This window comes from Arthrobacter sp. P1_B3 (assembly GCF_056406615.1).
In genome coordinates this window covers 88915-113703 of record NZ_JBFTZV010000013.1, presented here as the reverse complement: position 1 = coordinate 113703, position 24789 = coordinate 88915, and the positions used below count along the sequence as shown (strand labels likewise).

23 protein-coding genes are annotated in these 24789 nt (G+C 67.5%); 10 read left to right on the top strand and 13 right to left on the bottom strand.

Going from position 1 to position 24789, the window contains the following annotated elements; all coding sequences use genetic code 11:
• Positions 1-12 precede the first annotated feature (12 nt).
• The 7 genes from AC1D2F_RS14780 to AC1D2F_RS14750 form a co-directional block, all read right to left on the bottom strand.
• Positions 13-411, bottom strand: a complete 399-nt coding sequence (locus AC1D2F_RS14780; protein ID WP_229994333.1) for a hypothetical protein — start codon at positions 409-411, stop codon at positions 13-15.
• 680 nt (positions 412-1091) lie between these two features.
• Positions 1092-1514, bottom strand: a complete 423-nt coding sequence (locus tag AC1D2F_RS14775; RefSeq protein ID WP_229994334.1) for a heat shock protein transcriptional repressor HspR — start codon at positions 1512-1514, stop codon at positions 1092-1094.
• A gap of 15 nt (positions 1515-1529) precedes the next feature.
• Complete coding sequence (locus tag AC1D2F_RS14770) at positions 1530-2513, bottom strand: DnaJ C-terminal domain-containing protein (protein ID WP_229994335.1); 984 nt, start codon at positions 2511-2513, stop codon at positions 1530-1532.
• 231 nt (positions 2514-2744) lie between these two features.
• Positions 2745-3419 carry a nucleotide exchange factor GrpE gene (locus AC1D2F_RS14765; protein WP_229994336.1) on the bottom strand — a complete coding sequence of 225 codons (675 nt, stop codon included), beginning with the start codon at positions 3417-3419 and terminating at the stop codon, positions 2745-2747.
• Between the two features lie 2 nt (positions 3420-3421).
• A complete protein-coding gene (dnaK, locus tag AC1D2F_RS14760; protein ID WP_229994337.1) occupies positions 3422-5290 on the bottom strand; it encodes a molecular chaperone DnaK in 1869 nt (622 codons plus the stop codon).
• 351 nt (positions 5291-5641) lie between these two features.
• Complete coding sequence (locus tag AC1D2F_RS14755; protein WP_229994338.1) at positions 5642-6097, bottom strand: hypothetical protein; 456 nt, start codon at positions 6095-6097, stop codon at positions 5642-5644.
• Positions 6098-6188: 91 nt separating this feature from the next.
• Positions 6189-6965, bottom strand: coding sequence for a TetR/AcrR family transcriptional regulator (locus AC1D2F_RS14750; RefSeq protein ID WP_229994339.1), 777 nt, complete (start codon positions 6963-6965; stop codon positions 6189-6191).
• A 122-nt stretch (positions 6966-7087) separates the two neighbouring features.
• Between AC1D2F_RS14750 and AC1D2F_RS14745 the strand changes: the two genes are divergently transcribed.
• Entirely contained in the window at positions 7088-8050 is a 963-nt protein-coding gene (locus AC1D2F_RS14745) for an NAD-dependent epimerase/dehydratase family protein (RefSeq protein WP_229994340.1), read from the top strand.
• Between the two features lie 37 nt (positions 8051-8087).
• Here AC1D2F_RS14745 and AC1D2F_RS14740 read toward each other — a convergent pair whose 3' ends face one another.
• Positions 8088-10448, bottom strand: coding sequence for an MMPL family transporter (locus AC1D2F_RS14740; protein WP_476967016.1), 2361 nt, complete (start codon positions 10446-10448; stop codon positions 8088-8090).
• 305 nt (positions 10449-10753) lie between these two features.
• Between AC1D2F_RS14740 and AC1D2F_RS14735 the strand changes: the two genes are divergently transcribed.
• The gene (locus AC1D2F_RS14735) at positions 10754-11302 is read left to right on the top strand and encodes a MarR family winged helix-turn-helix transcriptional regulator (protein ID WP_229994342.1); all 549 of its coding nucleotides are present in this window, start codon (positions 10754-10756) and stop codon (positions 11300-11302) included.
• Between the two features lie 16 nt (positions 11303-11318).
• Here the strand turns inward: AC1D2F_RS14735 and AC1D2F_RS14730 are convergent, their stop codons facing one another.
• On the bottom strand, positions 11319-12689 hold the full coding sequence (locus tag AC1D2F_RS14730; protein WP_229994343.1) for an APC family permease: 1371 nt from the start codon (positions 12687-12689) through the stop codon (positions 11319-11321).
• A 150-nt stretch (positions 12690-12839) separates the two neighbouring features.
• On the opposite strand from AC1D2F_RS14730, the gene AC1D2F_RS14725 reads away from it, so the two are divergent.
• The 5 genes from AC1D2F_RS14725 (at position 12840) to AC1D2F_RS14705 (ending at position 16185) form a co-directional block, all read left to right on the top strand.
• The gene (locus AC1D2F_RS14725; protein ID WP_229994344.1) at positions 12840-13655 is read left to right on the top strand and encodes a methyltransferase domain-containing protein; all 816 of its coding nucleotides are present in this window, start codon (positions 12840-12842) and stop codon (positions 13653-13655) included.
• 72 nt (positions 13656-13727) lie between these two features.
• A complete protein-coding gene (locus tag AC1D2F_RS14720; protein ID WP_229994345.1) occupies positions 13728-14183 on the top strand; it encodes a hypothetical protein in 456 nt (151 codons plus the stop codon).
• 140 nt (positions 14184-14323) lie between these two features.
• Complete coding sequence (locus tag AC1D2F_RS14715; RefSeq protein WP_229994346.1) at positions 14324-14776, top strand: hypothetical protein; 453 nt, start codon at positions 14324-14326, stop codon at positions 14774-14776.
• Positions 14777-14960: 184 nt separating this feature from the next.
• Positions 14961-15512, top strand: coding sequence for a dihydrofolate reductase family protein (locus AC1D2F_RS14710; protein ID WP_229994347.1), 552 nt, complete (start codon positions 14961-14963; stop codon positions 15510-15512).
• A 49-nt stretch (positions 15513-15561) separates the two neighbouring features.
• Complete coding sequence (locus tag AC1D2F_RS14705; RefSeq protein WP_229994348.1) at positions 15562-16185, top strand: LysE family transporter; 624 nt, start codon at positions 15562-15564, stop codon at positions 16183-16185.
• Positions 16186-16249: 64 nt separating this feature from the next.
• Here AC1D2F_RS14705 and AC1D2F_RS14700 read toward each other — a convergent pair whose 3' ends face one another.
• Positions 16250-17176 carry a PaaX family transcriptional regulator gene (locus tag AC1D2F_RS14700; protein ID WP_229994349.1) on the bottom strand — a complete coding sequence of 309 codons (927 nt, stop codon included), beginning with the start codon at positions 17174-17176 and terminating at the stop codon, positions 16250-16252.
• Between the two features lie 202 nt (positions 17177-17378).
• Between AC1D2F_RS14700 and AC1D2F_RS14695 the strand changes: the two genes are divergently transcribed.
• From AC1D2F_RS14695 to AC1D2F_RS14685, 3 genes are all read left to right on the top strand, one after another.
• A complete protein-coding gene (locus AC1D2F_RS14695) occupies positions 17379-18752 on the top strand; it encodes an MFS transporter (RefSeq protein ID WP_229993140.1) in 1374 nt (457 codons plus the stop codon).
• Between the two features lie 129 nt (positions 18753-18881).
• Positions 18882-20639, top strand: coding sequence for a CocE/NonD family hydrolase (locus AC1D2F_RS14690; RefSeq protein WP_476967015.1), 1758 nt, complete (start codon positions 18882-18884; stop codon positions 20637-20639).
• On the top strand, positions 20636-21118 hold the full coding sequence (locus AC1D2F_RS14685) for a DUF3237 domain-containing protein (RefSeq protein ID WP_229993138.1): 483 nt from the start codon (positions 20636-20638) through the stop codon (positions 21116-21118). The genes AC1D2F_RS14690 and AC1D2F_RS14685 overlap by 4 nt, the downstream gene beginning before the upstream one ends.
• 106 nt (positions 21119-21224) lie before the next feature.
• Here AC1D2F_RS14685 and AC1D2F_RS14680 read toward each other — a convergent pair whose 3' ends face one another.
• From AC1D2F_RS14680 to AC1D2F_RS14670, 3 genes are read right to left on the bottom strand one after another with little or no spacing between them, the layout of a single operon-like run.
• Entirely contained in the window at positions 21225-22805 is a 1581-nt protein-coding gene (locus tag AC1D2F_RS14680) for an acyl-CoA synthetase (protein WP_229993137.1), read from the bottom strand.
• A gap of 41 nt (positions 22806-22846) precedes the next feature.
• Complete coding sequence (locus AC1D2F_RS14675) at positions 22847-24247, bottom strand: MFS transporter (RefSeq protein ID WP_229993136.1); 1401 nt, start codon at positions 24245-24247, stop codon at positions 22847-22849.
• Between the two features lie 58 nt (positions 24248-24305).
• A complete protein-coding gene (locus tag AC1D2F_RS14670; RefSeq protein ID WP_018774069.1) occupies positions 24306-24761 on the bottom strand; it encodes a MaoC family dehydratase in 456 nt (151 codons plus the stop codon).
• Positions 24762-24789: the final 28 nt, after the last annotated feature.

Here is a 24789-nt window from a genome sequence, read left to right as displayed (position 1 = left end):
GCAAGGGCTTTTTCACGCCGTGGCCGGGGCCGCCATGGACCCCGAGGCGGCCCGAGTCCTGAGCCAACGGCCCAGGGCCCGGCCTTTGCCCTTCCACCAGCTGTCTTCGTCGGTGTCATAGTGCCACCGGAAGATCACGGCAACCAGGATGAAGACCCCGGCGCCCACGTCCTGCCAGGAGCCGGAGGCGGCGTCGATGAGCACACTGAACGCCATGACCAGGATGGAAGGCAGGGCAAGTGTCCGGAACCAGGTGTTGGCGACGTACCGGCTGCGGGACCGCGGCACGGACACCGCGCGGACGAAGTCGAAGCACAGGCAGACGACCACCAGGGCCTGTCCCAGGGACATCAGGATGTGCCCTGGCAGGGAGCCGGCAAACAGGACGGCCGCCTGGAGTCCCGGGCTCACGGCGTGCCCATCAACGCAGCCGGCCGCAGCCAGGACCCGCCCCGGAGGGGCGAATGAAACCTGGGCGGATCAAACTGCGAAGGATCGCCAGTGGACGGATCAAATTCGGCTGAATCATGCATGCGATGCCCCCCGGCGTCTACGCTGCTCCTGCGCTGGCTCCGCGCCCGGGCTTCCCGTAGGAGCTGTGAGCATGTCATGCCAGCATTTCTGACACTCCAATTCAACGCGCGGCACGGGCATGAAGTCACGCAAATCAGGTACCCGACTATCGGATGGCCGGGTACTTGTTCGCGTTCCGGTGTACTCAGTCCGCTCCCGCGACTACTTGCCCGGACGCCTCGAAGTAACCGAAGGACGTGACGCTGAGGAGCACAGTCACGCAGCCACACGGTAGGCAGGCCGAGCAGGGCTCTCGGCCGCAATCTCCGGCTTCCTCCCCCTCATCGCAGCAGCCACGGCAGCGGCCTGGGGCTGGAGCGGCGTGGCAATTGTCTATATGGCATGCGGAGCCATCGGGCTCATTGCCGCCCTGGTCACCCGGGAGACCTGGGGGAAGCGCGAACGGGCCGCCGTCGACCAGCTCATCGCGGCCGGCAAGTAGGCCCCGGCGGCAGCACCCCACCGCACGCAACGACAGCAGTGCCCGGGACCATTGGTCCCGGGCACTGTTGTTTGTCCTAGTCGATGCCCCGCGGCCGCCACACCACCAGCGCCTGCGACCTCGCCTGGGGGCGCTTGCCGCGGGCCAGGCTGACGACGTCGCCAGCCGTTCCGGCGGCGAAGATCCGCGAATCGGCGCCCTGGCGGCGCCGTCCCAGCTCCTGCGTCAGTTCGCTGACACGGCGCTGCAGGGCGGCCACCTGGTTCTCCAGCTGCAGGATCCGCTTGATGCCCTCCAGCGAGACCCCCTCCTGGGAGAGCCTCTGGACCTCGCGGAGCATGTTCACATCCCGCTGCGAGTAGCGCCTCGACTTGCCCGGGGCGCGGCTGGGCGAGACGATTCCCAGCCGGTCGTACTGGCGCAGTGTCTGCGGGTGCATGTCCGCCAGTTCTGCGGCAACGGAGATGACGAAGATCGGCTGATCGAAGTCGATGGCCATGGCTGGATCCCGTTCCTAGAGCCGGGCCTTGGCTGCCAGGCCCGCGCGGACGTCTTCATCGGCGGTTGCCGCGGCGAAGGCCTTCACGGCCTCCTCCGCTTCCTTGTTCAGCCTCCGCGGAACAGCGACGTCGATTGTCACCAGCAGGTCGCCGGTGGCCTTGGCGTGCTTGACGCCGCGGCCCTTGACGCGCAGCGTCCGGCCCGAGGGCGTCCCTGCGGGGACCCTGACCTTGACCTTGTCGCCGTCGATCGTCGGAACCTCGATATCCGCGCCCAGGGCCGCCTCCGGGAAAGACACCGGGACGTGGATGCGGAGGTTGTCGCCGTCGCGGACGTAGAACTCGTGGGGCTTCACCGAGACGGTGACCATGAGGTCGCCATTGCCGGCGGCAGCGTACTGTCCCTTGCCGCGGACACGGACCTTTTGTCCGTCCTTGATTCCGGCCGGGATGCGGACGTCGATGACCTCGCCGTCCGGTTCGCGCAGGCCGATCGTGGTGCCGCGGATTGACCCGGCAAACGAGATCGACGTGGACGCAGTGCGGTCCGCGCCCTTCTGCGGAGCCCGCTGGAAGGACTGGCCCCCGCCGCCGAACCCGCCGCCGCCGAAGAGATCTGCGAACTCGGGCGGAATGCCGCCGGCCGTGCTGTAACCGCCGGAATGGCGCCCCCCGCCGCCGGTGAAGAGCCCGCCGAAGAGGTCCTCGAAGCCCGCTCCGCCGGCAGCCCCGCCGCTTCCGCCGGGGGCAAAGCGTGCGCCGCCACCCATGGCCCGGATGGCGTCGTACTGCTGGCGCTCATCGGGATCCGAGAGCACGGAATAGGCCTCGGAGATGTCCTTGAATTTTCTCTCCGACGCCGAGTCACCGGCATTCCTGTCCGGGTGGTGCTGCCGGGCAAGCTTGCGGTAGGCCTTCTTGATGTCGGCGTCGGAAGCGTCCTTGGCGACACCAAGGATCTTGTAAAAGTCCTTGTCCACCCAGTCCTGGCTAGCCAATGGCGTTTCCTTTCAAAAGTTGTGCAGCGTGCGCTTCACAGATGATGGGGCCCCCCCCCCACGCTCCGGCAGGCCCGATGCCACTCCCGGGGCCCATCATCTGCTTCGCGCTGTTTGTTAACTCACTTTAGGCGAGCAACACGCTGGCGCGGAGGCCGGATAGGGGGCGGCGGTGTGGAGGGCACCGCGAAGCGGGCACCGCCCCCTATTCGGCGTAGCGCCGAGGGTGACCTACGCCGGAACCGCCACGATCACCTGGGCCGCGCGGAGCACGCGTTCGCCGGACTTGTAGCCCGAGCGCAGCACCTGGCTGACGGTGTCGATTTCGATATCCGTGCCGGGCTGCTGGATGAGGGCCTCGTGGATGGTCGGATCGAACTCCACGCCGGTCTCATCGATGCGGACCAGTCCGTATGTCTTCAGCGCAGCCTCCAGCTTGGCGGCGATCGCGGCGAAAGGACCGTCCGCGAGGTCGCCGTGCTGGCGGGCGGCGTCGACGTCGTCCAGTACCGGCAGCAGCGCGTTCAGGACGCCGATGACGGCCATCTCGCCGGCCACGGCACGGTCGCGCTCGACCCGCTTGCGGTAGTTGACGTACTCGGCCTGCAGCCGGCGGAGGTCATTCCTGAGCTCCTCCGCCGCGGCCGCGTCAACGCCCTGCGCCACCGATTCCTCGGCGGGCACCTCAACACTGTTAAGGATGTCCTCCGCCTGGGACAGGGCATCCCCGGAACGGGAGTCCGCAGCGCCGGCCTGCTCCTGGCCCGGGTGGCGGGCCTGGCCGGTCTTCGGGTCAACCTTGCGGTGATCGTGGATCACCGGCTTCTGCGACTCGCTCTCCTGCTGTTCGGCGTCGCGCCGGCCCTCGGAAGAACCGTGCTCTTCTTCGTTACCGTGGTGCGGCATGATTACTTCTTCTCGTCTTCGTCAACGATTTCGGCGTCGACGATGTCCTCGTCGGAGCCGGAGCCGGCTGCCTGCTCGCCTGCGGGGGCACCCTGCGCACCGGCGTGGCCGTCGGGGGAACCGGCGTGGGCGTAGATGGCTTCGCCGAGCTTGGTCTGGGAAGCCTGCAGCTTCTCAAACGCGGTCTTCACGGCGGCGTCATCGGTGCCTTCGAGGGCCTTCTTGAGGGCGTCGACGTCGGCCTTGACCTCGGTCTTGACCTCTTCGGGCAGCTTGTCGGCGTTGTCAGCGATCAGCTTGTCCACGGAGTAGGCGAGCTGCTCGGCCGTGTTGCGGGTGTCGGTTGCCTCGCGGCGGGCCTTGTCCTCGGCTGCGTGCTCTTCGGCGTCGTGGACCATGCGGTCGATGTCTTCCTTGGACAGCGCGGTGCCGCCGGTGATGGTCATGGACTGTTCCTTGCCGGTGCCCTTGTCCTTCGCCGAAACGTGCACGATGCCGTTGGCGTCGATGTCGAAGGTGACCTCGACCTGCGGGACGCCGCGGGGAGCCGGAGCGATGCCGGTCAGCTCGAACGTGCCCAGCGGCTTGTTGTCGCGGGTGAACTCACGCTCGCCCTGGAAGACCTGGATGGCCACGGACGGCTGGTTGTCATCCGCGGTGGTGAAGGTCTCGCTGCGCTTGGTGGGGATGGCGGTGTTGCGCTCGATCAGGTGCGTCATGATGCCGCCCTTGGTTTCGATGCCAAGGGACAACGGCGTGACGTCGATCAGCAGCACGTCCTTGCGCTCGCCCTTGAGGACGCCGGCCTGCAGGGCTGCGCCGACGGCGACTACCTCATCCGGGTTGACGCCCTTGTTCGGCTCCTTGCCTCCGGCCAGTTCCTTGACGAGGTCGTAGACGGCCGGCATGCGGGTGGAACCGCCGACGAGCACGATGTGGTCGATCTCGGAGAGCTTGATGCCGGCTTCCTTGATGACGTCCTGGAACGGCTTCTTGGTGCGGTCCAGCAGGTCCTTGGTGAGGTCCTGGAACTTGGCGCGGGTCAGCTGCTCGTCCAGGTGCACCGGGCCGTCCGGGGTGACGGACAGGTACTGGAGCGAAACGTTGGTGCTCGAGGAGGAGGAGAGTTCCTTCTTGGCCTGCTCCGCTGCTTCGCGGAGACGCTGCAGGGCAATCTTGTCCTTGGTCAGGTCGATGCCCTTGACCTTGAGCTGGTTCAGCAGGTACTCCACGACGCGCTGGTCCCAGTCGTCGCCGCCGAGGTGGTTGTCACCGGCGGTGGCGCGGACCTGGATGGTGGAGAAGTTGTCCTCGTCCTTGCCGACCTCAAGGAGGGAGACGTCGAACGTTCCGCCGCCGAGGTCGAAGACCAGGATGAGCTCATCTTCCTTACCCTTGTCCAGGCCGTAGGCCAGGGCGGCCGCGGTGGGCTCGTTGACGATGCGCAGGACGTTCAGGCCGGCGATTTCTCCGGCCTCCTTGGTGGCCTGGCGCTGGGCGTCGTTGAAGTAGGCCGGCACGGTGACGACGGCGTCGGTGACCTTTTCGCCGAGGTAGGACTCGGCGTCGTTCTTGAGCTTCATGAGGATACGGGCGGAAATTTCCTGCGCCGTGTACTTCTTGTCGTCAATGGCGACCGTCCAGTCAGTGCCCATGTGGCGCTTGACGGATGCGATGGTGCGGTCAATGTTGTTGACGGCCTGGCGCTTGGCGATCTCGCCGACCAGGACCTCGCCGGACTTGGAGAAGGCAACAACCGACGGCGTGGTGCGGCCACCCTCGGCGTTGGCAATGACGGTGGGCTCGCCACCTTCGAGAACGGAGACGACGGAGTTAGTGGTTCCGAGGTCAATACCTACTGCACGTGACATGGATTGCTTCCTTACTTCCTTGGAATCTTGCGGAGATGGCCGCGGACCCACAGTGGTTCCAACCGGGTCCGACCGTTATTGAGCGATCTGCACTCAACTTTACCCAGACGCGGTCATAAGTCAATTCAAAGTTGAGCGACATCGACTCAACTTTGTTTCGCGTCCGGCCCGCGGCCGCTCATCACCGCCCAGATTCCCCGGAATCCAGCCCCTCCGCCGCTTCCCTAGGAAGCATTTCGCCCTGCGCGAACCCGTGCACTGACCACCCGCAGAGGCCCGCTCCCTGTGCACTGGCCCGCGCCGCAGACCAGCCGACGCCTGCGCCGGCTGGTGCCGCCAGCTTCCTTCGCGCTAGCTATCGCCTCGCGCGGCGTCCTCGTCGGCCGACTCCCCCACTGCCGGCCGGCCGGGTTGCTCGGGACGGGCCGTTCCGGCGGTCCCGTAGTCACCTTCGGGGTACTCCCCCTCCTCGGCGACGCCGGCGGGCTCACCGGAGACCCCGCCCTCGCCGTAGTCGCCCTCGGGATAGTCGCCTTCCACCTCGCCAACGACGGCCGCTCCGGCCACGCCGGCACTGCCGTAGTCCCCAGCCGCGTACGCCCCCTCGACGGCCGTGGGCGGGACTTCGCCTGCCGTGCCGGCGGAGCCGTAGTCGCCCTCGACGTACTGCCCCTCCGGCGCCGCCGCCTCCGCTTCATCCACAGTGGGACCCGCATCGGCGTCGTGGGACACCGCTTTTCCGGACACGTTCTCTTCAGACAAGTTCTCTTCAGGCCTGCTATCTTCGGGCCTGTTCTGTTCAGACATGGATGGATCCTTCCTGGACGCATCGGGCGCGCCCGTGCGGGCGCAGTGGCAGTCTATCGAGCGCCACCGCGGGGCAACAGGGGAACCTGGTTCATACGGCAGCGCCGGCCGCCGGCAGTCCGGCGACGTCGGCCAGCACCGCCAGTTGGTGGTCAAAGAGCTCCTCCCGGGCAGTGAACGTGCCGGCGCCGTACTGGCCAAAGACTTCGAAGCTGACGGCGCCGAAGAGTGAGGTCCAGGCCAGGGCGCCGCGGGCCAGGAGGTCATCCGGCACCGCCAGACCGAACTCCGCCCGGATTTTCGCCAGATCCCCTGCCAGCCCGGCGGCCACGGCAGGACTCCGCCGACCCGTCGCGACAACCCGCCCGGCCCGGAAGGCGCCGTCGAGGATTCCAATGAGGGCAGTAATCACCCTGGTGCCGGGACCGGTGGTCCGCTCGGCCGGGGCCTGGTAACCGGGCACCGGACTGCCGAAGAGCAGTGCGTAGCGGGAGGGCTCGCGCAGCGCCCAGTCCCGCACCGCGCGGCCCAGCGCCGCAAAGCGGCCGCCGAAGTCTGCTTCCGGTACCGCCCCGACGGCGGCATCCACTTCATCGCCAAGTTCGTTGTACGCATCAATCAGGAGAAGGGTCAGCAGCTCTTCCCGGTTCTCCACGTAGCGGTAGACCGCCGAGGAGACCACGCCGAGGTCCCGGGCCACCGCACGGAGGGACAGTGCGGCGGCCCCGTGCACGGCCAGATGCTCCCGGCCCAGCCGGACAATATCGGCGACGGTCTGGGCCCGGGCACGCTCGCGCGGGGTGCGGGGCCGGGAATCCGCGGCTGCCGGAAAAACATCAGCGTCGGCTTCAATCCTGTCTTCTGGCATGAGTCCAGCATTTCACAAACAAGAGCACTGTCAACAAATGTGAGCACCGCTCTTGACTTGCCGCTCCGGGCGTCGCATCCTGAAGAGAGAGCACTGCTCTCATATCATCGAAGGAGATCGAAATGTCCGAACCTGCTGCCTCCGGGCGCCCATCGGCCAGGCTCTATGTCGTCACGGGGGCCGGCCCGGTGGGCTGGACCGTCGCGGAACAGCTGGCCGCGGCGGGCCACCGCGTACGCATCCTGACAAGGTCCGGCAGCGGACCCGCCCACCCGCTGGTCGAAAGACTGTCGATTGATGTTTCGGAGCCCGCCCAACTAGGTGAGGCCTTCCTCGGCGCCACGGCGGTCTTCCACTGCATCCACGGCTCGCGGTACAACGCCGACGTGTGGGCCAGGGAACTGCCGGCCGCCGAGCAGAACGTGCTCGCCGCGGCGGGCGAGGCTGGCGCCGTCGTCGTCTTCCCGGAGAGCCTGTACTCCTACAGCGCCCCGGAGAATGTCATGGCCGAGGACAGCCCCCGGCAGGCGCAGGGCGGCAAGCGCGGCGTCCGAACCGAGCTGCTCGCCGCCCGCGCGGCATCCGCCACCGCCACCGTGAGCATGGTGGCCGGCGATTTCTTCGGGCCGCGGGTCCGCATGTCGCACGCCGGCGAGCGCATGGTCCGCCCTGTCGCGGCCGGCAAGCAAGTGCAGGTGGTCGGGCGGGCGGACCAGCCGCATTCCTTTACCTACGTTCCCGACCTCGCGGCCGCCATGATTGCCACGGCGGACAAGCCGAAGGTGTGGAACCGGGTGTGGCATGCGCCTACCGGACCTGCACTGACCCAGCGCGAGCTTGCTGGGGCATTCGCCAAGGCAGCCGGCGCCCGGGCCCCGCGTGTCACGGCGATACCCGGATGGGCGCTGAAGGCGATGGGGGTGTTCTCCCCCGACATGCGGGAAATCGCCGAGACGCTGTACCAGTTCGAGCGCCCGTTCGTGATGGATTCGACCGCGAGCCAGGCCGCCCTGGGCGTGGCCCCGACCCCGCTGCACGAAGCAGCCGCCGCCACGGTCGCCTGGTGGGCGGACGGGGGACAATGACCGGGAGAGCGACGGCGGCTGCGGCTTTCGGTTCCCCCTAGCGGACTCCGGCTTCCTCTTCCTCCTGCCGGGAGGACGGCGCGCGCGAGGAAAGGGCACCGCTGCGGGCCGCGGCATCGTTCCCCGGCCGGCCCGCCTTGCCGGGCCACCAGAGCCGCGGGCCGATGTCGTAGGCCAGCGCGGGCACCAGCAGGGAGCGGACCAGCACCGTGTCCAGCAAGACGCCGAACGCGACGATGAAGGCGAGCTGCACCAGGAACATGATCGGAATGACGCCCAAGGCAGCGAAGGTGGCGGCGAGGACCACCCCGGCCGAGGTGATGACCCCACCGGTCACACTGAGGCCCCGCAGGATGCCGGGCCGGGTGCCGTGCTTGAGGGATTCCTCCCGGACCCGGCTCATCAGGAAGATGTTGTAGTCAACGCCCAGTGCCACGAGGAAGACGAAGCCGAACAGGGGCACCGTTGCATCCGCTCCCGGGAAGCCGAAAACGTTGTTGAACACGAAGGCTGAGACGCCCATCGCCGCTGCGTAGGACAGGACCACGGAGGCGACCAGCAGGACCGGCGCGAGCACCGAGCGCAACAGCAGCATGAGGATCACCAGAATCACACCCAGGACCACCGGAATGATCGTGACGAGGTCACGCTGGGCGGTGGTGTTCGTATCCAGGGCCGTCGCCGTCACGCCGCCGACCAGCACATCACCGTCAATCTCCTTCAGTTCCTGGCGGAGCGACACCACGACGCTTTCGGCTTCGGTGGAGTCCGCGGCGGAGTCCAGCGTCGCGTTGATCAGGACCTTCCCGTCCCGGGCCGCCGGGGCCGCCGGAGCGCCCGGAGCGCCCGGGGCGGCAGGGTTGGCCGGGTTGGCCAGTGCGCCGGTCATGATGGGAACGCCGCCTTCGGCCAGCAGATAGGCGTCCCCGACGCCGTTGCTCGCCATGACCCGATCCAGGACCTCCTGGGCCCTTGCCTGGTCGGCCACGATCACGGCCGGGCTGCCGGACCCGGCGTCGAAGTGCCGGCCCAGGGCATCTTGTCCGTCGACGGCGTTGGAGGCGGTGAGGATGACGTCAGTCTGGGCTACGCCGTTGGCCTTGAGCTGCAGGATGCCGGAACCGGCCACAAGGAGCAGGAGGACCGAGGCAACCCAGACGGTGCGCGGCCGGCGGGCAACCAGTGAACCGGTGGCCCGCCAGAGCCCCTTCTGGCCCTCCAGCCCGGTGACCAGTTCCGGTTCCCGCTGGGTTTCCGGCAGCAGCTTGGGCCGGAACGGCCAGAACGCCGCCCTGCCCAGCAGCGCCATCAGGGCCGGCAGCAGGGTCAGGGCCGCGAACAGCGCGCAGAGGATGCCCGCGGCCGCCACGGGGCCGAGGGCCTTGTTGGAATTGAGGTCGGAGAAGAGCAGGCAGAGCAGTGCGATGATCACGGTGGCGCCGGAGGCCAGGATCGGTTCCCAGGCCGCCTTCCATGCGGTGAGGGCGGCCGCCGTCCGGTCGGTGGTGTGGGTCAGGGCTTCGCGGAACCGTGCCACGTACAGCAGGGCGTAGTCGGTTGCCGCGCCGATCACCAGGATGGACAGGATGCCCTGGCTTTGGCCGTTCAGCTGGATCCAGCCGGCCTTGGCCATCCCGAACACCAGCAGGATCGCGGCACACAGCGCGAACACGGACGTGAACAGCACCATGACAGGCAGCAGCAGGGAACGGTACACGATCAGCAGGATCAGGAACACGGCCCCGAGGGCCACAAGCAGCAGGATGCCGTCAATACCGGCAAAAGCACTCACCAGGTCCGCCGTGAGCCCGGCCGGTCCGGTAACGAAGGTCTGCATTCCTGCCGGCGCGGACGCCTGAACCTCGTTGCGCAGCTCCTTGACCACCGTCTTCACTTCCGCAGAGGAAGGAATGGGCACCACGAACTGGACCGCCTTGGCGTCCTCGGAAGGGATGGGGCCGATCACCGTGCTGCCGCCCTGCAGGGCCGCCAGCCTGTCCTTGAGTGCCGCGGCCTCACGCAGCTGGGCCGGAGTGAAGGCGGAGCCGCTCTCAATCACGATCACGGCGGGGATCTCCTTGGAGTCCCGGAATTTGGCATGCCAGTCCGCGGCCTCCGTGGCCTCCGCCCCGGCCGGCAGGAATGATGCCTGATCGTTTGATGACACCTCACTCAAGCGGCCGAATGTCGGGCCGCCGACGCCGGCGATCGCCAGCCAGGCCACGACGAGCACTGCGGGAACCAGCCAACGCAGCCAGAACGGGACGCGCGTGGTTCGGTTTCTGCTCCGCTTTCGGGTTTCTGCGCCGCTTTCGGACGGCCGCGCTGCTGATCCGGGGTGCGGGGGCCCGAATTCGCCGCGGATTTCAGAAGGCGGAGGGGGTGTGGAGTTTTTCATGTGACCTTCCGGGGTGCGCTGCGGTGGGACCGGCATTCAGCTCCATAGTAGACTATCTCCATCATGGAGATAACCCTTATGCGCCCAGACTGACTTATGCGCCCGGACTGAGGAGAAATTCGGGGAGAGTGGAAGGACAGCCGGCGCCCCGCCGCCGCAGTATGGTTCGGGCTGCAGTAAAATCCGGAGGGCGCCGTCGTTGACGCCGACCGGCCGCGGTCAGACCGCCGCCGCAACCAGGGACGCCTTATCAAGAGACGCCCCGTATCAATGGACGCCACAACTAGGAACAAGGGAGGTCCGCCGTGTCAGCCGAATCCCCGATCCCATCTGAAAACGCAGGCCCATCCGAAGACGCGGGTCCGCCCGAAGCGGCCGGCCCGCCGCCCCTCGTCCGGCTCCTGCAGGAATTCACCCTCGAAGCCAACCGCTATGTGGATTCCGCCGGCGGCCGCAATGACATGCACCGCACGGATCTCAACGCCCTCGCCGTGATCATGCGGCACGCGGCGCGGGACCAGATTGTCACCCCGGGAGTGCTCCGAAAAGAGCTGAACCTCAGCTCCCCTGCCACAACCGCTCTGATCGACCGGCTCCACAATTCCGGCCACGTGGTCCGCGAGCGCGAAGGCGCGGACCGCCGCCAGGTGCAGCTGCGCATGACCCCCAAGGCCTACCGCGACGGCGGCGCCATGTTCCTCCCGCTGGCCCGCCACATGGGCGCGGCCATGGAAAGCTTCACGCCGGAGGAACTGGAGGTTGTTACCCGGTTCATGAACTCCATGATCGATGCCACCGTTCGGGCCGGCGAAGAAGCCGCCCGCGGCCCCGCATCGGAGCGCCGCCCCGGCTGATGCGCGGCGCGCGCCGTCACAGGCTGGCAGCAGCCTTGGGCCGGCCAGGCGGCGGCGCCTCCGGCTGCATAACTTTCGGGGCGGCCCCCGGCTGCATAACTTTCGGGGTCGCCTTCGGCGCCGGGCTCCGGCCGAAGCGCCTGCCGACGCCGACGGCGGCCGCTGCCAGTGCCAGCGGGACCCCGAGGGCCCAGCCGCTAAAGAGCAGGACGGCCACCATGACGCCCGCCGCCACGATCACGCCGTACCAGGCGACGGTCCGCGGCTGCAGCAACCGGATGCCGGCGGCCAGGCCAAACGCGGTGACGGCCGTGAAGCACGCCGAGGCGGCCCCGATCTGGAACTGCATGTCGGTGAGTCCGGCAATGGCCGCGGCGAAGGACAGCAGCGTCAGGACGGCCAGGGTTACCAGGCTTCCGGCGGGCACCTGACCGCGCCCGGCACCGCGGGCAAGGGCGGGCGGCAACACGCCGTCGGACGCCAGGGCGGCCCCGAGCCGGCTGGCGCCGGCCACGAACGTGTTGATGGGGCCGAAAGTCAGCGCGGCAGCGGCGACGGCGGTGAGCGGGGCCGCCAGTGAGCCCAACCCTGCTTCCAGCAACGCCGCGACGGGCACCGCCGTAGCGGGCAGTTCCGGGCCGAGGACCGCCACCGACGCGGCGACAACGCCGATGTAGACCGCGCCCACCACAATCAAGGTGAGCCACGTAGCCCGCCGGAGGTCGCGCCCGGGGTTGCGGAACTCCCCGGCCAGGTGGGAGACCGCTTCCCAACCGGCGAAGCAGAAGAACAGCAGGCTCGCGGCGCCGCCGACGGCCCAGTAGCCGTGCGGGGCAAAGGGCTGGAAATTTTCCGCCTTGGCGTGGGGCGCTGCGAGCACGACGGCGAGCGCGAGCAGTGCCACCAGCAGCACCATGAGCGCCAGTTGCATGCGGCTGGAAACCCGGATGCCGACGGCGTTGCTCGCGAAGGCGGCCAGTAGGATCACCGCCGCCGCAAGGACCGCGGTTTCCCGGCCGCCACCGACGGCGTGAGCGATGTAATTGCCGCCGATCACGGCCGTTGCCGGGGCGCCGAAGGGGATCGAAAAGTAGAAGAGGTACCCGGCCACCACCGAGGCGCGGCGCCCGAAGGCGCGCTTGACGAAGTGGGCGATCCCTCCGGCGTCGGGCTGCTGGCGGCTCATTTCGGCGAAGCTGAAGGCGACCGGAATGCAGAACACCAGCAGGACGGCCCATGCAAGGAGCGATGCCGGGCCGGCCTCATTGGCCGCGATGGCGGGAAGCACCAGGACACCCGAGCCCAGGATCGCCCCGACATAGATTCCGGTGGCCCGGAACAGGCCAAGTCCGCTGCCGCTGCCGTCTTTATTGTTGTTGATTTCCACTCCTCCATTCATCCGCAGATTCTCCGGCGCCGGAAGCGGCAAAACTGACGGCAAGCCGCAAAAAACTGCCTGCCGGCGCGCGCCGACCGAATCGCCGGGCACACGGGGAGGGTCTGCCCTTTTCCGGAGGCGGGAGGGTAGCGTTCCATTATGAGTGAGCAGCAGCCTGACGACGTGTACACACACGGCCACCACGAGTCGGTGGTCCGTGCCCATGCCTCCCGCACGGCGGAAAACTCGGCAGCGTTCGTGATCCCGCATCTCACGCCCGGGGCGAACGTCCTCGACGTCGGCTGCGGGCCGGGCAGCATCACGTGCGACTTCGCGGAGCTGGTGGCACCGGGCAGGGTCACGGGCCTGGACCGTTCCCCCGACATCATCGCCCAGGCCGCGGCACTCGCCGTCGAGCGCGGCGTGGACAACGTCGACTTTGCCACCGGCAACGTCTACGACCTCGACTTCCCGGACGAGTCGTTCGACGTCGTCCACGCCCATCAGGTCCTCCAGCACCTCACGGACCCCGTCGCGGCCCTGCGGGAGATGCGCCGGGCGGCCAAGGCCGGGGGGATCGTGGCGGTGCGCGACGCCGATTTCCACGGCATGAGCTGGTACCCGGCCATCCCCGAGCTCGACGACTGGATGGAGTTGTACCAGCGGATCGCCCGCCGCAACGGGGCCGAGCCCGACGCCGGCCGCCGGCTCGTGTCCTGGGCACAGGCCGCCGGGTTCACGGACGTGGCCCCGTCCAGCAGCAACTGGCTCTACGCCACCGGGCAGCAGCGGCGGTGGCAGGCCCGGGTGTGGGGCGAGCGGGTGCTGCATTCATCCTTTGCGGACCAGGCGCTCGAGTACGGCTTTGCCAGCGAGGCGGAACTGGCCCGGATTTCCGCCGGCTGGCACCGGTGGGGCTCCACCGACGACGGCTGGTTCCTGATTCCCAACGGCGAGGTCATCGCCCGGGCGTGAGCGGGCGCCCCTTTGTCCACATAAGCGCTTGTGACCCTAGAGCTCCGAGTGCGGGCGCCTTAGCGTCAAAACATGATCATCCAAGCAGGTTTTGACTTCCAGGTTCTCGCCCGCCCGTTTATCGTCCAGGACGGCAAGCTCATGCCCAAGGTGGTGCTGATGTGCGTAGACGAGGAAATGCGTTTGGACACCGTCGAGGTCATGGCCGAAGATTTTGCTGGTTCCCTGGCCCCGTTCCACGATGCCGTTCTGGCGTCGCTGAATCCGGAATTCACCAAGTACTTTGCGATCGCCCACCCTGGCAGATTCAGCGAATACGACTTCTCGGAACCGATCATGGACGAGGCAGACGCATTGGAATCGAAGGCAGCAGAACGGGGCATGCAGCTGATCGGCCACTTCGCCATCGACGAAACGGGCTATATGTCTGCCCGTGCGCACTCCTATTTTGACCAATATCCGGATCATGATGACCTTCCCAGGACCATGTTCCACTGGGCTCATTCGAAGCTGGGCAAGTGCGGCTGAGCCCGAGTCTGAGCGGCCGTAGGCGGTCACAGGACCGGCACAGCATGCCGAAAGCGCAGCCATAACTCCACGTCTGAGGCTGGTTCCAGGCCGAAAACTCGGCCGGTCCGGCATCCGGGCCTCAGCGAAGGAGTTTCACAATGGCAAAGATCAACAAGACCACCGCGGGCATCATGCTCGCTGCGGTGATTGGCGGCGGCGCCATCGGCGCGTCGGCCATCCCCGCGATGGCTGCCGATTCGACCAGCAGCTCGTCCTCCACCCAGGCCACCGATGGCTACGGCACCGGCGGCCAGCGCGGCCCGCACCAGGCCAACGGCAAGACGGAGGAGGTCCTCACCGGCGACACCGCCACAAAGGTCGAGGCTGCGGTGAAGGCCGCCCAGCCGGACGCGACGATCGAAAGGATGGAGACCGACGCCGACGGCGCAACCTACGAAGCCCACATCACTAAGGCGGACGGCACCCGCGCTACCGTCCTGCTGGATGCGAACTTCACCGTGACCGAAACCCAGGAAGGCCAGGGCGGCCCCGGCGGAGGCCATGGCGGCCCGGGCGGCACCGCCACGGATGGGTACACTTCCAACGGCTAACCCTCAGCGGGCCTTGGGCGCGCCCCGGGCACGCCCAAGGCTCGCGGGGCTGGCGGCGCAGCCAGCCTCCGGGGCGGGTCGCTGACGAGATTTCGGCAGCCATTCCGTGCTTCCGGATCAGCGGATAGGGTGCACTAGAGACCCGCTAGAGACCCAACTAGAGACCCACGGCAAGGAGAACCCCATGCGCAAGTTGACGGCCGGCCTTTTCTGCTCAGTGGACGGCGTGGTTGAAGACCCGTTCCTGTGGCAATTCGACAGCTTCGACGAAGAGCTGGGTGCCGGAATGGGCGAGATGATGGGCCGGATCGACACCGCGCTCCTGGGCCGCGTCGGGTACCAGCAGTGGGCGGAGTACTGGCCCAACTCCGAGAGCGACGCCGACTTCGCCGGGTTCATCAATCCGCTGCCGAAGTTTGTCGCGTCCCGGACCCTGGCCGGGGAGCTGGAGTGGCAGAATTCGCGCCTGATCGAGGGCCGGCTGGAGGACTTCGTTGCGGGCCTGAAGGACAGCGACGGCGGCGAAATAGGGATCTTCAGCAGCATCTCTCTGGTCCACCAGCTGCTGTTCGCCGGGCTGCTCGACACATTGATGCTGATCGTCCATCCCGTGATCGCGGGCAGCGGGCGGCGTTTGTTCAACGACGGCGATCCCCTCACCCGGCTGGAGCTGCAGTCGTCCCAGCAGACCAGCAAAGGCAACATGATCCTCAGCTACGGCCTCCGCCGCGACTGACTCCCGTCATCAATCAGGCCGGCGGCGGCCTGGACCGTAAACTTGGCGGGTGCAACCCTCCCTTTGGCTGGCCCTGGCCGGCGCCGGCGTCCTGATCAGCTTCACTCCCGGCGCGGGCGCCATCAACACGATGAGCAATTCCCTGAACTCGGGATTCCGCCGTTCCCTCTGGGGCATCCTGGGCCAGCAGGCCGCCCTCGTAGTGCACATCCTGATCGTGGCCCTCGGCGTCGGGGTGCTCGTGGCGAGCTCACCGGTCGCCTTCAACGTGATCCGCTACGCCGGCGCCGCCTACCTGGTCTACCTGGGCATCCGGCAGTTCCTGCACAAGCCGGATCTGGACCAGGAGAAGGCCGCCGCCCTGCGCAACGAACCGGGCCTCTCCATGTTCCGCCGCGGCCTGTGGGTCAACCTGCTCAACCCCAAAGCCGTGGTCTTCTTCCTGGCCTTCATGCCCCAGTTCATCCGGCCGGAGCAGCCGCTGCTGCCGCAGTACGTGGTCCTGGCCGCCACAGTGATCGTGATCGACGTCCTCGTCATGTGGTTCTTCTTCGCGGCGGCGGCCCGGTCCTTCCAGCGCTTCACCCGCGACGCCGGCGGACAGAAAGTGCTGAACCGGACATTCGGAGGGCTCTTTGTCGGCGTCGGCATCCTGCTGGCGGCGATCCACTAGGCACGTTCCACTAAGTTCGGGGGCCGCCGCCCGGACCGGATCACAGCCCGAATACCAGTCCGGGTCAGAGCCCGGGTGTCACCGACAGCGCCCGCGCCGTACCCGCCAGCTCGGGGGCTTCCCGGGCCACGATTTCCTCGACGTAGGCAGTGGCAGCGTCGGCGAGCCCGTCGTAGAGGCGGACAAGGAGTTCCCTGGCCTCTGTCCGCGGCCAGGCCTCCGGCAGGAGCTCGGCGGGAAGATCCGGGTCACTCCAGGGGAACGCCCGCCACGCATCCATCAGTTCAGTCCTGACCCTGAAGGCCTCCGCCGGGCTGACCGTTCCGGCGTCGAGGCGTTCAGCCCAGGGCGTGAATTTTTCGGTAAAGGGCCGGTATTGTTCCCTGAACTCCTGCGGTGACCAGGCCTCCACGAGCCGTTTGCCGCGGAGGCTGGATTCAGCGGTTCGGAAGATGACGTAGTCGTCCACGCCATAGCCCTTGCAGGTTTTTTCGAGTTCCTCGGAGTGGTCGCGCGGAGAGACCCACAGCGCCCCGAACAGCGGCGCGAATCCGCGCCACCGCAGGCGTGAGCGGAACATCTCGCGGACATCCCGCGACGTCTCCGGAATCGAAAACGCGATGACGGTCCAGTGGCCGTCCCATTGGCGGGACTGTTCGCCGAAGACGGAGACCTGCTCGAGGCCGTGACGGAGCCGGTTGCGCGCGCCCTGGGTGATGCGGTAGCGCGACGTACGCCCGGCACTGGATTGTTCGAGCACGCCCCGGGACGCCAGGCGGCTCAGCGCCGTCGCCGACGCCGAGGCCGTAATTCCCAGACCCGCGGCCAGGGCAGCGATGAGCCGGGACGGCAGCCATTCCTCGCTCTTGAACCAGTAGTCAACCAGCAGGGTGAGCAGCTGGTGCTGGGTGGACGGCCCCTTCAAAGGCCGCGGAAAGTCGATGGCCACGTCCGGGTCCATGCCGGGTAGGGAGGCCGGCCGCTCGCTCATCACGACTCCATCATGCCAGTCACCTTCGCCGCCATTTTATTTTGCACTTACATTGACGGACGCTGAATCAAGTGCATACTATTGCAACCAGAGTGACGGAGGCCACAGCCGACCCCGCCCGCCCTGCTCAGCATGCGAGCCCAAGATCTTCCCCCAGCCTCACCTTTCCCCGCTAAATCCCTGCCCACCTAGGAGATCCGCAATGACCGCTGGTCCCATCGTTCCGCCGACGCCGTTGACGCCGCCCGCGGACCAGGCCCGCCCCGTTTCCCCCGAGGGAACCAAACATGCCCGCCGCGCCGCCACCGCCAGCTTCATCGGCAGCACCCTGGAGTACTACGACTTCTTCATCTACGGTTCGGCGTCCGCCCTGATCTTCAACAAGATCTTTTTCCCCGGCATCGATCCCGCCCTCGGCACTATCCTGTCCATGGCCACCATCGGCATCGGCTACGTCATCCGCCCTCTCGCGGCCAGCGTCATCGGCCACTATGGCGACCGCCTCGGACGCCGTCAGATGCTGGTCCTGACGCTCGTGGTCATGGGCGTGGCCACCTTCCTCATCGGCTGCCTGCCGCCGGCATCCGCCATCGGTGCGGCCGCCCCGGTCCTCCTGGTCGTCCTGCGCGCACTTCAGGGTGCCTCCGCCGCCGGCGAATCCGTCGGCGCCGTCACCATGACCATGGAACATGCCCCCAGCAACAAGCGGGCCTTCTACAGCAGCTGGGTCAACACCGGCGCCGTCGCCGGGATCATGCTCGCCTCTTTGGCTTTCCTGGCAGTGTCCCTGCTCCCGCAGGAGGACCTGCTCAGCTGGGGATGGCGGCTGCCGTTCCTCGCCAGCATCCTGGTGGTCGCCGTCGGCCTCTGGATCCGCCTCCGGTTGCCCGAATCCGAGGTGTTCGAAGCCACGAAGGAAGCGGAAACCGAGAAGGAACTGCCCATCAAGGTGGTCCTCCGCGATCACTGGCGCACCATCGTCAAAGTCATCTTCTTTGGGCTCTGGAGCGTGGTGTCGTCGGTCTTCGCGGCCTTCGGGCTGGCCTACGCGACCGGAAAATTCGGAATCCCGTCCGCTGTCATGCTCGGGGTCACCATCGCCACGGCCGCCCTGGGCATCATCGCCCAGCCCTATGCCGGCATCCTGGCCGACCGGATCGGCCGCAAGCCGGTCTTCATCACCGGCAACATCATTTGCGCCGTGGCCGCCTTCGCCTACTTCTGGTCCATCAGCACCGCGTCCATACCGCTGATCTTCGCCAGCGGGATCCTCTTTATGACCGTCGGCTACGGGATGGTCAACCCGCTGGGCCCGGCCATGACGGCCGAAATGTTCCCGACGAAGATCCGCTACTCCGGTGCCGCCACGGCCTCGCAGCTGGGCCTCGTTGTCACCGGCTTCGCGCCGGCCATCGCCGCGGCCATTGTCCAACCCGGCCCCACCGGGTGGATTCCCGTGGCCGCCTTCACCGCGGCCTGCTGCCTTGCTTCGGCAGCCGTGACCGCCATCTGGGTCAAGGAAACCTACAACGTCCCCACCGAGGCGCTGGGTACCAGGGAATCCGCGAACGCCTAGATCCTGATTCCCGGACAGTGCGGAGGGGGCGGCCGGGCAGCATCTGGCCGCTCCCCTCCGCACTTCCCGAACAACCCACAGCCCTCGAACACACCACAGTCCCTGACCAAAGCAGTGAGGAACCCTTCCGTGACACCGCGCCCCGCGCTAAAACCCGTGCTAATTGAACAAGACGTCGAAACCCGGATGCCGGATGGCACCATCCTGCGATCCACGGTGTACCGCCCGGCGGACGGGGAACCGTGCCCGGTGCTGCTGACCAGGACGCCCTACGGACGCGACCTCTCCGTCAACTCCGCCTACTTCAACCCCGCAACCGTCGCGGCCGCGGGCTACGTGGTCATCATGCAGGACTGCCGCGGGCGCTTCGGTTCCGACGGGGTCTTCGACCCGTCCGCCAATGAAGCGTCCGACGGCGCCGCAACTGTCGAGTGGGCTGCACTGCTGCCGTACTCCAACGGTGCCGTGGGGATGTGGGGCCGGTCCTACTTCGCGGAGACACAGTGGCGGGCAGCGTCCCTGGCTCCAAACGGCCTCGCGGCCCTCTCGCTCGGAATCTCCGCCGGGGCCAACGCGAACAACGGCTCCCTGTACCGCGGCGGCGCCTACGAGCTCGGCAGCCGGTTCAGCTGGGGCCACGCCTCTATCTCAGCCAACGAACTCCTCCGCGAATATGCGGGCGACCCGGAACTGCAGGGCAAGGAATTCCAGGCGTGGCTGGATCTGGACCGCTCATTTTCCGACGGCAGCGCCTTCGACACCCTGCCGCTGCGGGAACTCTCGGCACAGCTTGGCACATTCATGAACCGCCATGTCCTTCCTTCGGCCGGAGAATCGCCGGGCAACAGTTTCACGCGCCTGTGGGACGAAGCATCCATCAAGCCGGTGTCACTGCCTACACTGCACATCGGCGGCTGGTTCGACATCTTCTGCCCCAGCACCCTCTCCCAGTACGCGATGCAGCTCGAGCACAGCCGAACGGGGGCTGCACCTGCGCCCCGGCTTGTCGTGGGCCCGTGGGCCCACACGATCTTCTCCGGCAGCTACCCCGAGGTGAGCTTCGGACTGAGCGCGGCCGGGGGGATGATGAACGGCCTGGGGGATCTTTCCGGGCTCCAGACGGCCTGGTTCGACGCCGTGCTCAAGGACGAACCCGAGCGGCTTCACAACGTCCCGGCTGTGCTGCTCTACTTCATGGGCGAAAACCAGTGGCGCGGCTTTGATGAGTTGCCTTCGCCCCGCAGCCACCGCTCCTGGTTCTTCGGCGCGGACGGGTCGCTGCAGGACACTCCGGGATCCGGCGGCTCCGTCGAATACGACTACGACCCCCTGGACCCGGTCCCCACCGCGGGCGGCGCCACCATGATCCACGGGGTCTTTCCCGCGGGCCCAGCCATGCAGCACGCCGTGGAGTCCCGCGCCGACGTCCTCACCTTTACCTCAGAGGCGTTCGAGGAGCCGGTCACCCTGTTCGGCGAGGTCAGCGCCACGTTCTTTGCGTCTTCCACCGCCGTGGACACGGACTTCGTGGTGCGGCTCTGCCGGGTCGCTCCGGACGGCACATCCCTGGGCTTTGCCGACGGCATTGTCCGCGCCTCCTGGCGGGAAAGCCACGCCGGGACAGGGCTGTACCAGCCGGGCCACGCGCCGTCGCTGATCGAACCCGGCCGGCCGTATGAATACACCGTAAATCTCTGGCAGACGGCCTACACCTTTGCCCCCGGCGAGCGGCTCCGCGTCCAGGTCACGTCCAGCTGCCACCCGCGCTGGGACCGCAACCTCAACACCGGCAAGCTGGCCTATGACTCCACCGACGCGGTGGTGGCCACGCAGAGCGTACTGTTCGGTGCTAACAACCCCAGCCGGCTGACGGCTGGAATCCTGTGAGCGCGCCATCGCCTGAAGCCCCAGAAGCCCCGGGGCTGACCTTCCTCGCGGAACTCTCGGTCACCGTCGGCGAGCCGATCGACGTCGGGCCAACGCCGGAGGGCCACCGGCGCGTCATCCCGATCACGGGCGGAACGGTCAGCGGGCCGGCCCTGAACGGGCGGGTCCTCCCGGGCGGCGCGGACTACCAGCTCCTCCGGAGCGCCACGCTGACGGAGCTGGACGCCCGGTACGTCCTGGAAACCGACGACGGCCACCGGATCTTCGTGCATAATTCAGCGCTGCGCCACGGAAGCGCCGGGGACATCGAACTGCTGAACTCCGGCGCCGCCGTCGATCCATCAAAGATCTACTTCCGCTGCTGGCCGCGGCTCACCAGCGCCTCCCCGGCCCTGGAATGGCTGAATACGCGCCTCATGCTAGGGACGGGCGAACGGCAGCCCGGGCGGGTGGTCATCAGGATCTTCACGGTCGATTAACGGCCGCCCGCCTCCCCGACACACGGAAAGGCCGGGGGCTGCGTTACGCAGCCCCCGGCCCTTCCTTGTGCTTCGCCCACTCGCGCCGGGGGCGTCCCTGCCCCCGTCAGACGTGCCCGGGCGTCAGCTTCCTCAGGTCTGCCTTCCGGATCTTGCCGCTGGCCGTCCGGGGCATCTCGTCCACGAAGACCACGGACTTGGGGATCTTGTACCGCGCCAGCCGGCCCTCCAGGTGGGAGCGCAGCTGCTCCTCGGTGAGCCGGGCCCCGTCCCGCAGCAGCACCACGGCCCGCGGCACCTCGCCCCATTTCTCGTCCGGCACGCCGATCACCGCGACACTGCCGACGGCGTCGAGCTCGGCGATCGCCTGCTCCACCTCGGCCGGGTAGATGTTCTCGCCGCCGGAAATGATCATGTCCTTGAGCCGGTCGGAGATGAACACGAAGCCGTCCGGGTCCTTGTAGCCCATGTCACCGGATTTGAACCAGCCGTCCGCGGTGTAGGAATCCGCCGAGGCCTCGGGCCGGTTCCAGTACTGGTGGATAACGTTGGGACCCTTGATCTGGATCTCCCCTACGGTTCCGGGTGCGGCGGGGCCCGCCTCCGGGTCCAGGGGATCGGCCACCCGGACATCGGTGAAGAAATGCGGCAGGCCCGAGGACCCGGCTTTGTCCCTGGACCGGGACGCCGGCAGTGTGGTGGCGCCCGGGGCCGTCTCGGTCATGCCGTAGCCGTTGGAGAAGCGCAGTCCGCGCCGCTCGTAGGCTTCCAGGACCCGCATCGGCACGGCGGACCCTCCGCACGTCAGTTTGTTCAACGAACTGAGGTCCGTGGCGTCCCAGTCGGGATGTTCACACAGCATCTGGTACGTGGTGGGCACCCCACTGATGGTCGTTGCGCGGTGCCGCTCGATCAGCTCCAGCGTCCGGCGCGGATCGAACTTGGCCTCCAGGACCACCGTGCCGCCCTTCAGGAGGGTGGGCAGGACGCCCATGTCGAGGGAGGCGACGTGGAACATCGGGGAGATCATGAGGGCGACGTCGGTGGAGGAAAAGTCGAAATCGACCAGTACGTTGACGCAGTTCCACGTGATGTTGCCGTGCGTCAGGAGCGCGCCTTTGGGGTTTCCGGTGGTTCCGGAGGTGTAAAGGATCATGGCCGCGTCGTCCAGGCCCACGGGCTCGTCCGGCGGCAGCACCGCACCGGAGGCGATCACGGCCTCAAACGCCTCCACGGCGGTTCCGCCGGCCGTTCCCCCGACCACGGCTCCGCCGCCGTCGGGAACCGCGGGGTCCTCTACGACGATCCGCGAACCCACCGCGGTGTCCGCCGAGCCGCGTTCCGCGAGCACCGCGAGCGCCGCCGAGTGCACCAGCAGGACCGCGCCGCTGTCCCGGAGCTGGAACTGGATCTCGGGCGGCGCGAGCCGGGTGTTCAGCGGGACGAAGACCGCCCCGGCCAGGCCGGCGGCGAAGAGGGTCTCCAGGAAGGAGGGATCGTTTTCGCCCAGGTAGGCCACCCTGTCGCCCTTGGCCACGCCGCGGTCCCGGAGGGCGTTGGCGAGCCGGGTGGAACGATCCGCGAGCTGGGCGTAGCTGAGCTCCCTGTCCCCTGCGATGACGGCGCTCTTGGTGCCCGACTTCGGGCGGCGCCGTTGCAGCCACGAGCCGATGCCAAAATTCTCCACGGCAAGTCCTTTCTAGTTAGACGGTAGCGCCTGCGGGCCGGTCAGGACCCGACAGCCTGCAGATCGTTGTTCTTGGGCTCGCGCGTCAGCAGGATGAAGACGATTGACACGACGGACATGATGGCCAGATACCAGACCACGGAGGAGGTGTCCTGTCCGGAATCCTTGAAGATCTGCGCCACAATGCCCGGTGTAAATCCCGCGCCGAGGAGCGTGGCGAGCTGGTAGCCCAGCGAGGCGCCGGTGTAGCGCGAGGTGGTGCCGAACTGCTCGGACACGAAGGCCGCGAGCGGGCCGAACAGGGTGGAGTGGATCATGAGGCCGACTGCGAATGCCACGAAGATCAGCCCGATGTTGTTGGAGGACAGGAGCTGGAACATCGGCGTGAGGTAAAGGATGAAGAGCACCAGGCCGCCGATCATCACGGGCCGCCGTCCCAGCTTGTCGGAGAGCCGGCCGCCCATGATGACGAAGGCGATGGATACGAACGAAGCTGCCGCGAAGGCGTAGAGCACGCCCTGCCGGTCCGCGCCCTTGGACACGGCATAGGTCACGGAGAACGTGGCCAGCACCACCTGGAGCGCAAACCCGGCAGCGCCGGCCAGCATGGTGAAGATCAGGGTCTTGGGCCGGCGCAGGACCTGCAGGAGGGGAATCTCGCGGCGCACCGGCGCGCTGCCCTGCGCCCTCCGCTGCGGCTGGGCGTGGTCCTGATCGGCCTGCTCCCGCTCGGCTTTCTCTTGTTCGGCCTTCTCTTGCTCCAGTGCCGCCTTGAAGATGGGGCTTTCGGAGACCTTGAGCCGGACGAACATGCCGATGCCCAGGAGGACGAAGGACAGCAGGAACGGCACGCGCCAGCCCCAGGCCAGGAACTGCTCGTTGGGCAGGGCCGCGAAAGCGCCCATGACCAGGGTGCCCAGCACCGCACCGGTGGGGGCGCCGGCGTTGACGAACGAGGCCGCGAAGCCGCGCTTGCCCGATTCCGAATGCTCCAGCGCCATGAGGGCGGCACCGCCCCACTCCCCGCCCACGGCAATGCCCTGGCACACGCGGAGGAACACGAGCATCACGGCACCCCAGGCGCCGGCCACCGCGGCGCCTGGCACCAGCCCGATCAGGGTGGAGGCGATGCCCATGACCAGCATCGAGACGATCAGCATGTTCTTGCGTCCGAGCCTGTCGCCGAAGTGGCCGAAAATGATGCCGCCGAGGGGCCGCGCGACATAGCCGGCGGCGAAGGTCCCGTAGGCGGCCACCACGCCCACCCACTCGTCCGCGCCGGAGAAGAACACCTTGGGAAAGACCACGGCGGCGGCCGTGGCGTAGAGCAGGAAGTCGTAGTACTCGATGGTGCTGCCGAGATAGCTGGAGGCAATGACGGTCCGTGCTTCACGGCGACGCGTACCCGCGTCCATGGCCTGCAACTGCGAAATTTGGGACATCGTTGTTCCTTGTGGGCAGAGGGATGAGGCAGAGGGATGGTGAAGTGGCTGGGGCGGCTTACTTGTAGAAGCGGGCGAGGAACTCGGCCACGACGGCCGGGCGCTCCTGGCCTTCGATCTCGATCGTGTTGGCCACCTTGATCTGGGCGCCGCCCTTGACCTCGGTGACTTCTGCGATGGTGGCCCGCATGCGGATGCGTGAACCCACCTTGACCGGCGAGGTGAAGCGGACCTTGTCGAGGCCGTAGTTGACCTTGGTGGTGACGCCGTCGACGTCGAAAAGCTCGCCCCAGAACGGGATGATGAGCGAGAGCGTGAGGAAGCCGTGGGCGATCGGGGCGCCGAAGGGGCCGTCCTTGGCGCGTTCCGGGTCCACGTGGATCCACTGATCATCGCCCGTGGCGTCGGCGAACTTGTTGATCTGTTCCTGGGTGATTTCGCGGTAGTCGGTGACACCGAGGTCGGTGCCGGCGAGGGTGAGCAGTTTGTCGAAGTCGACGACGAGGTTGGGCATCTTTGGCTCCTGTGATGGTTGGGATGAG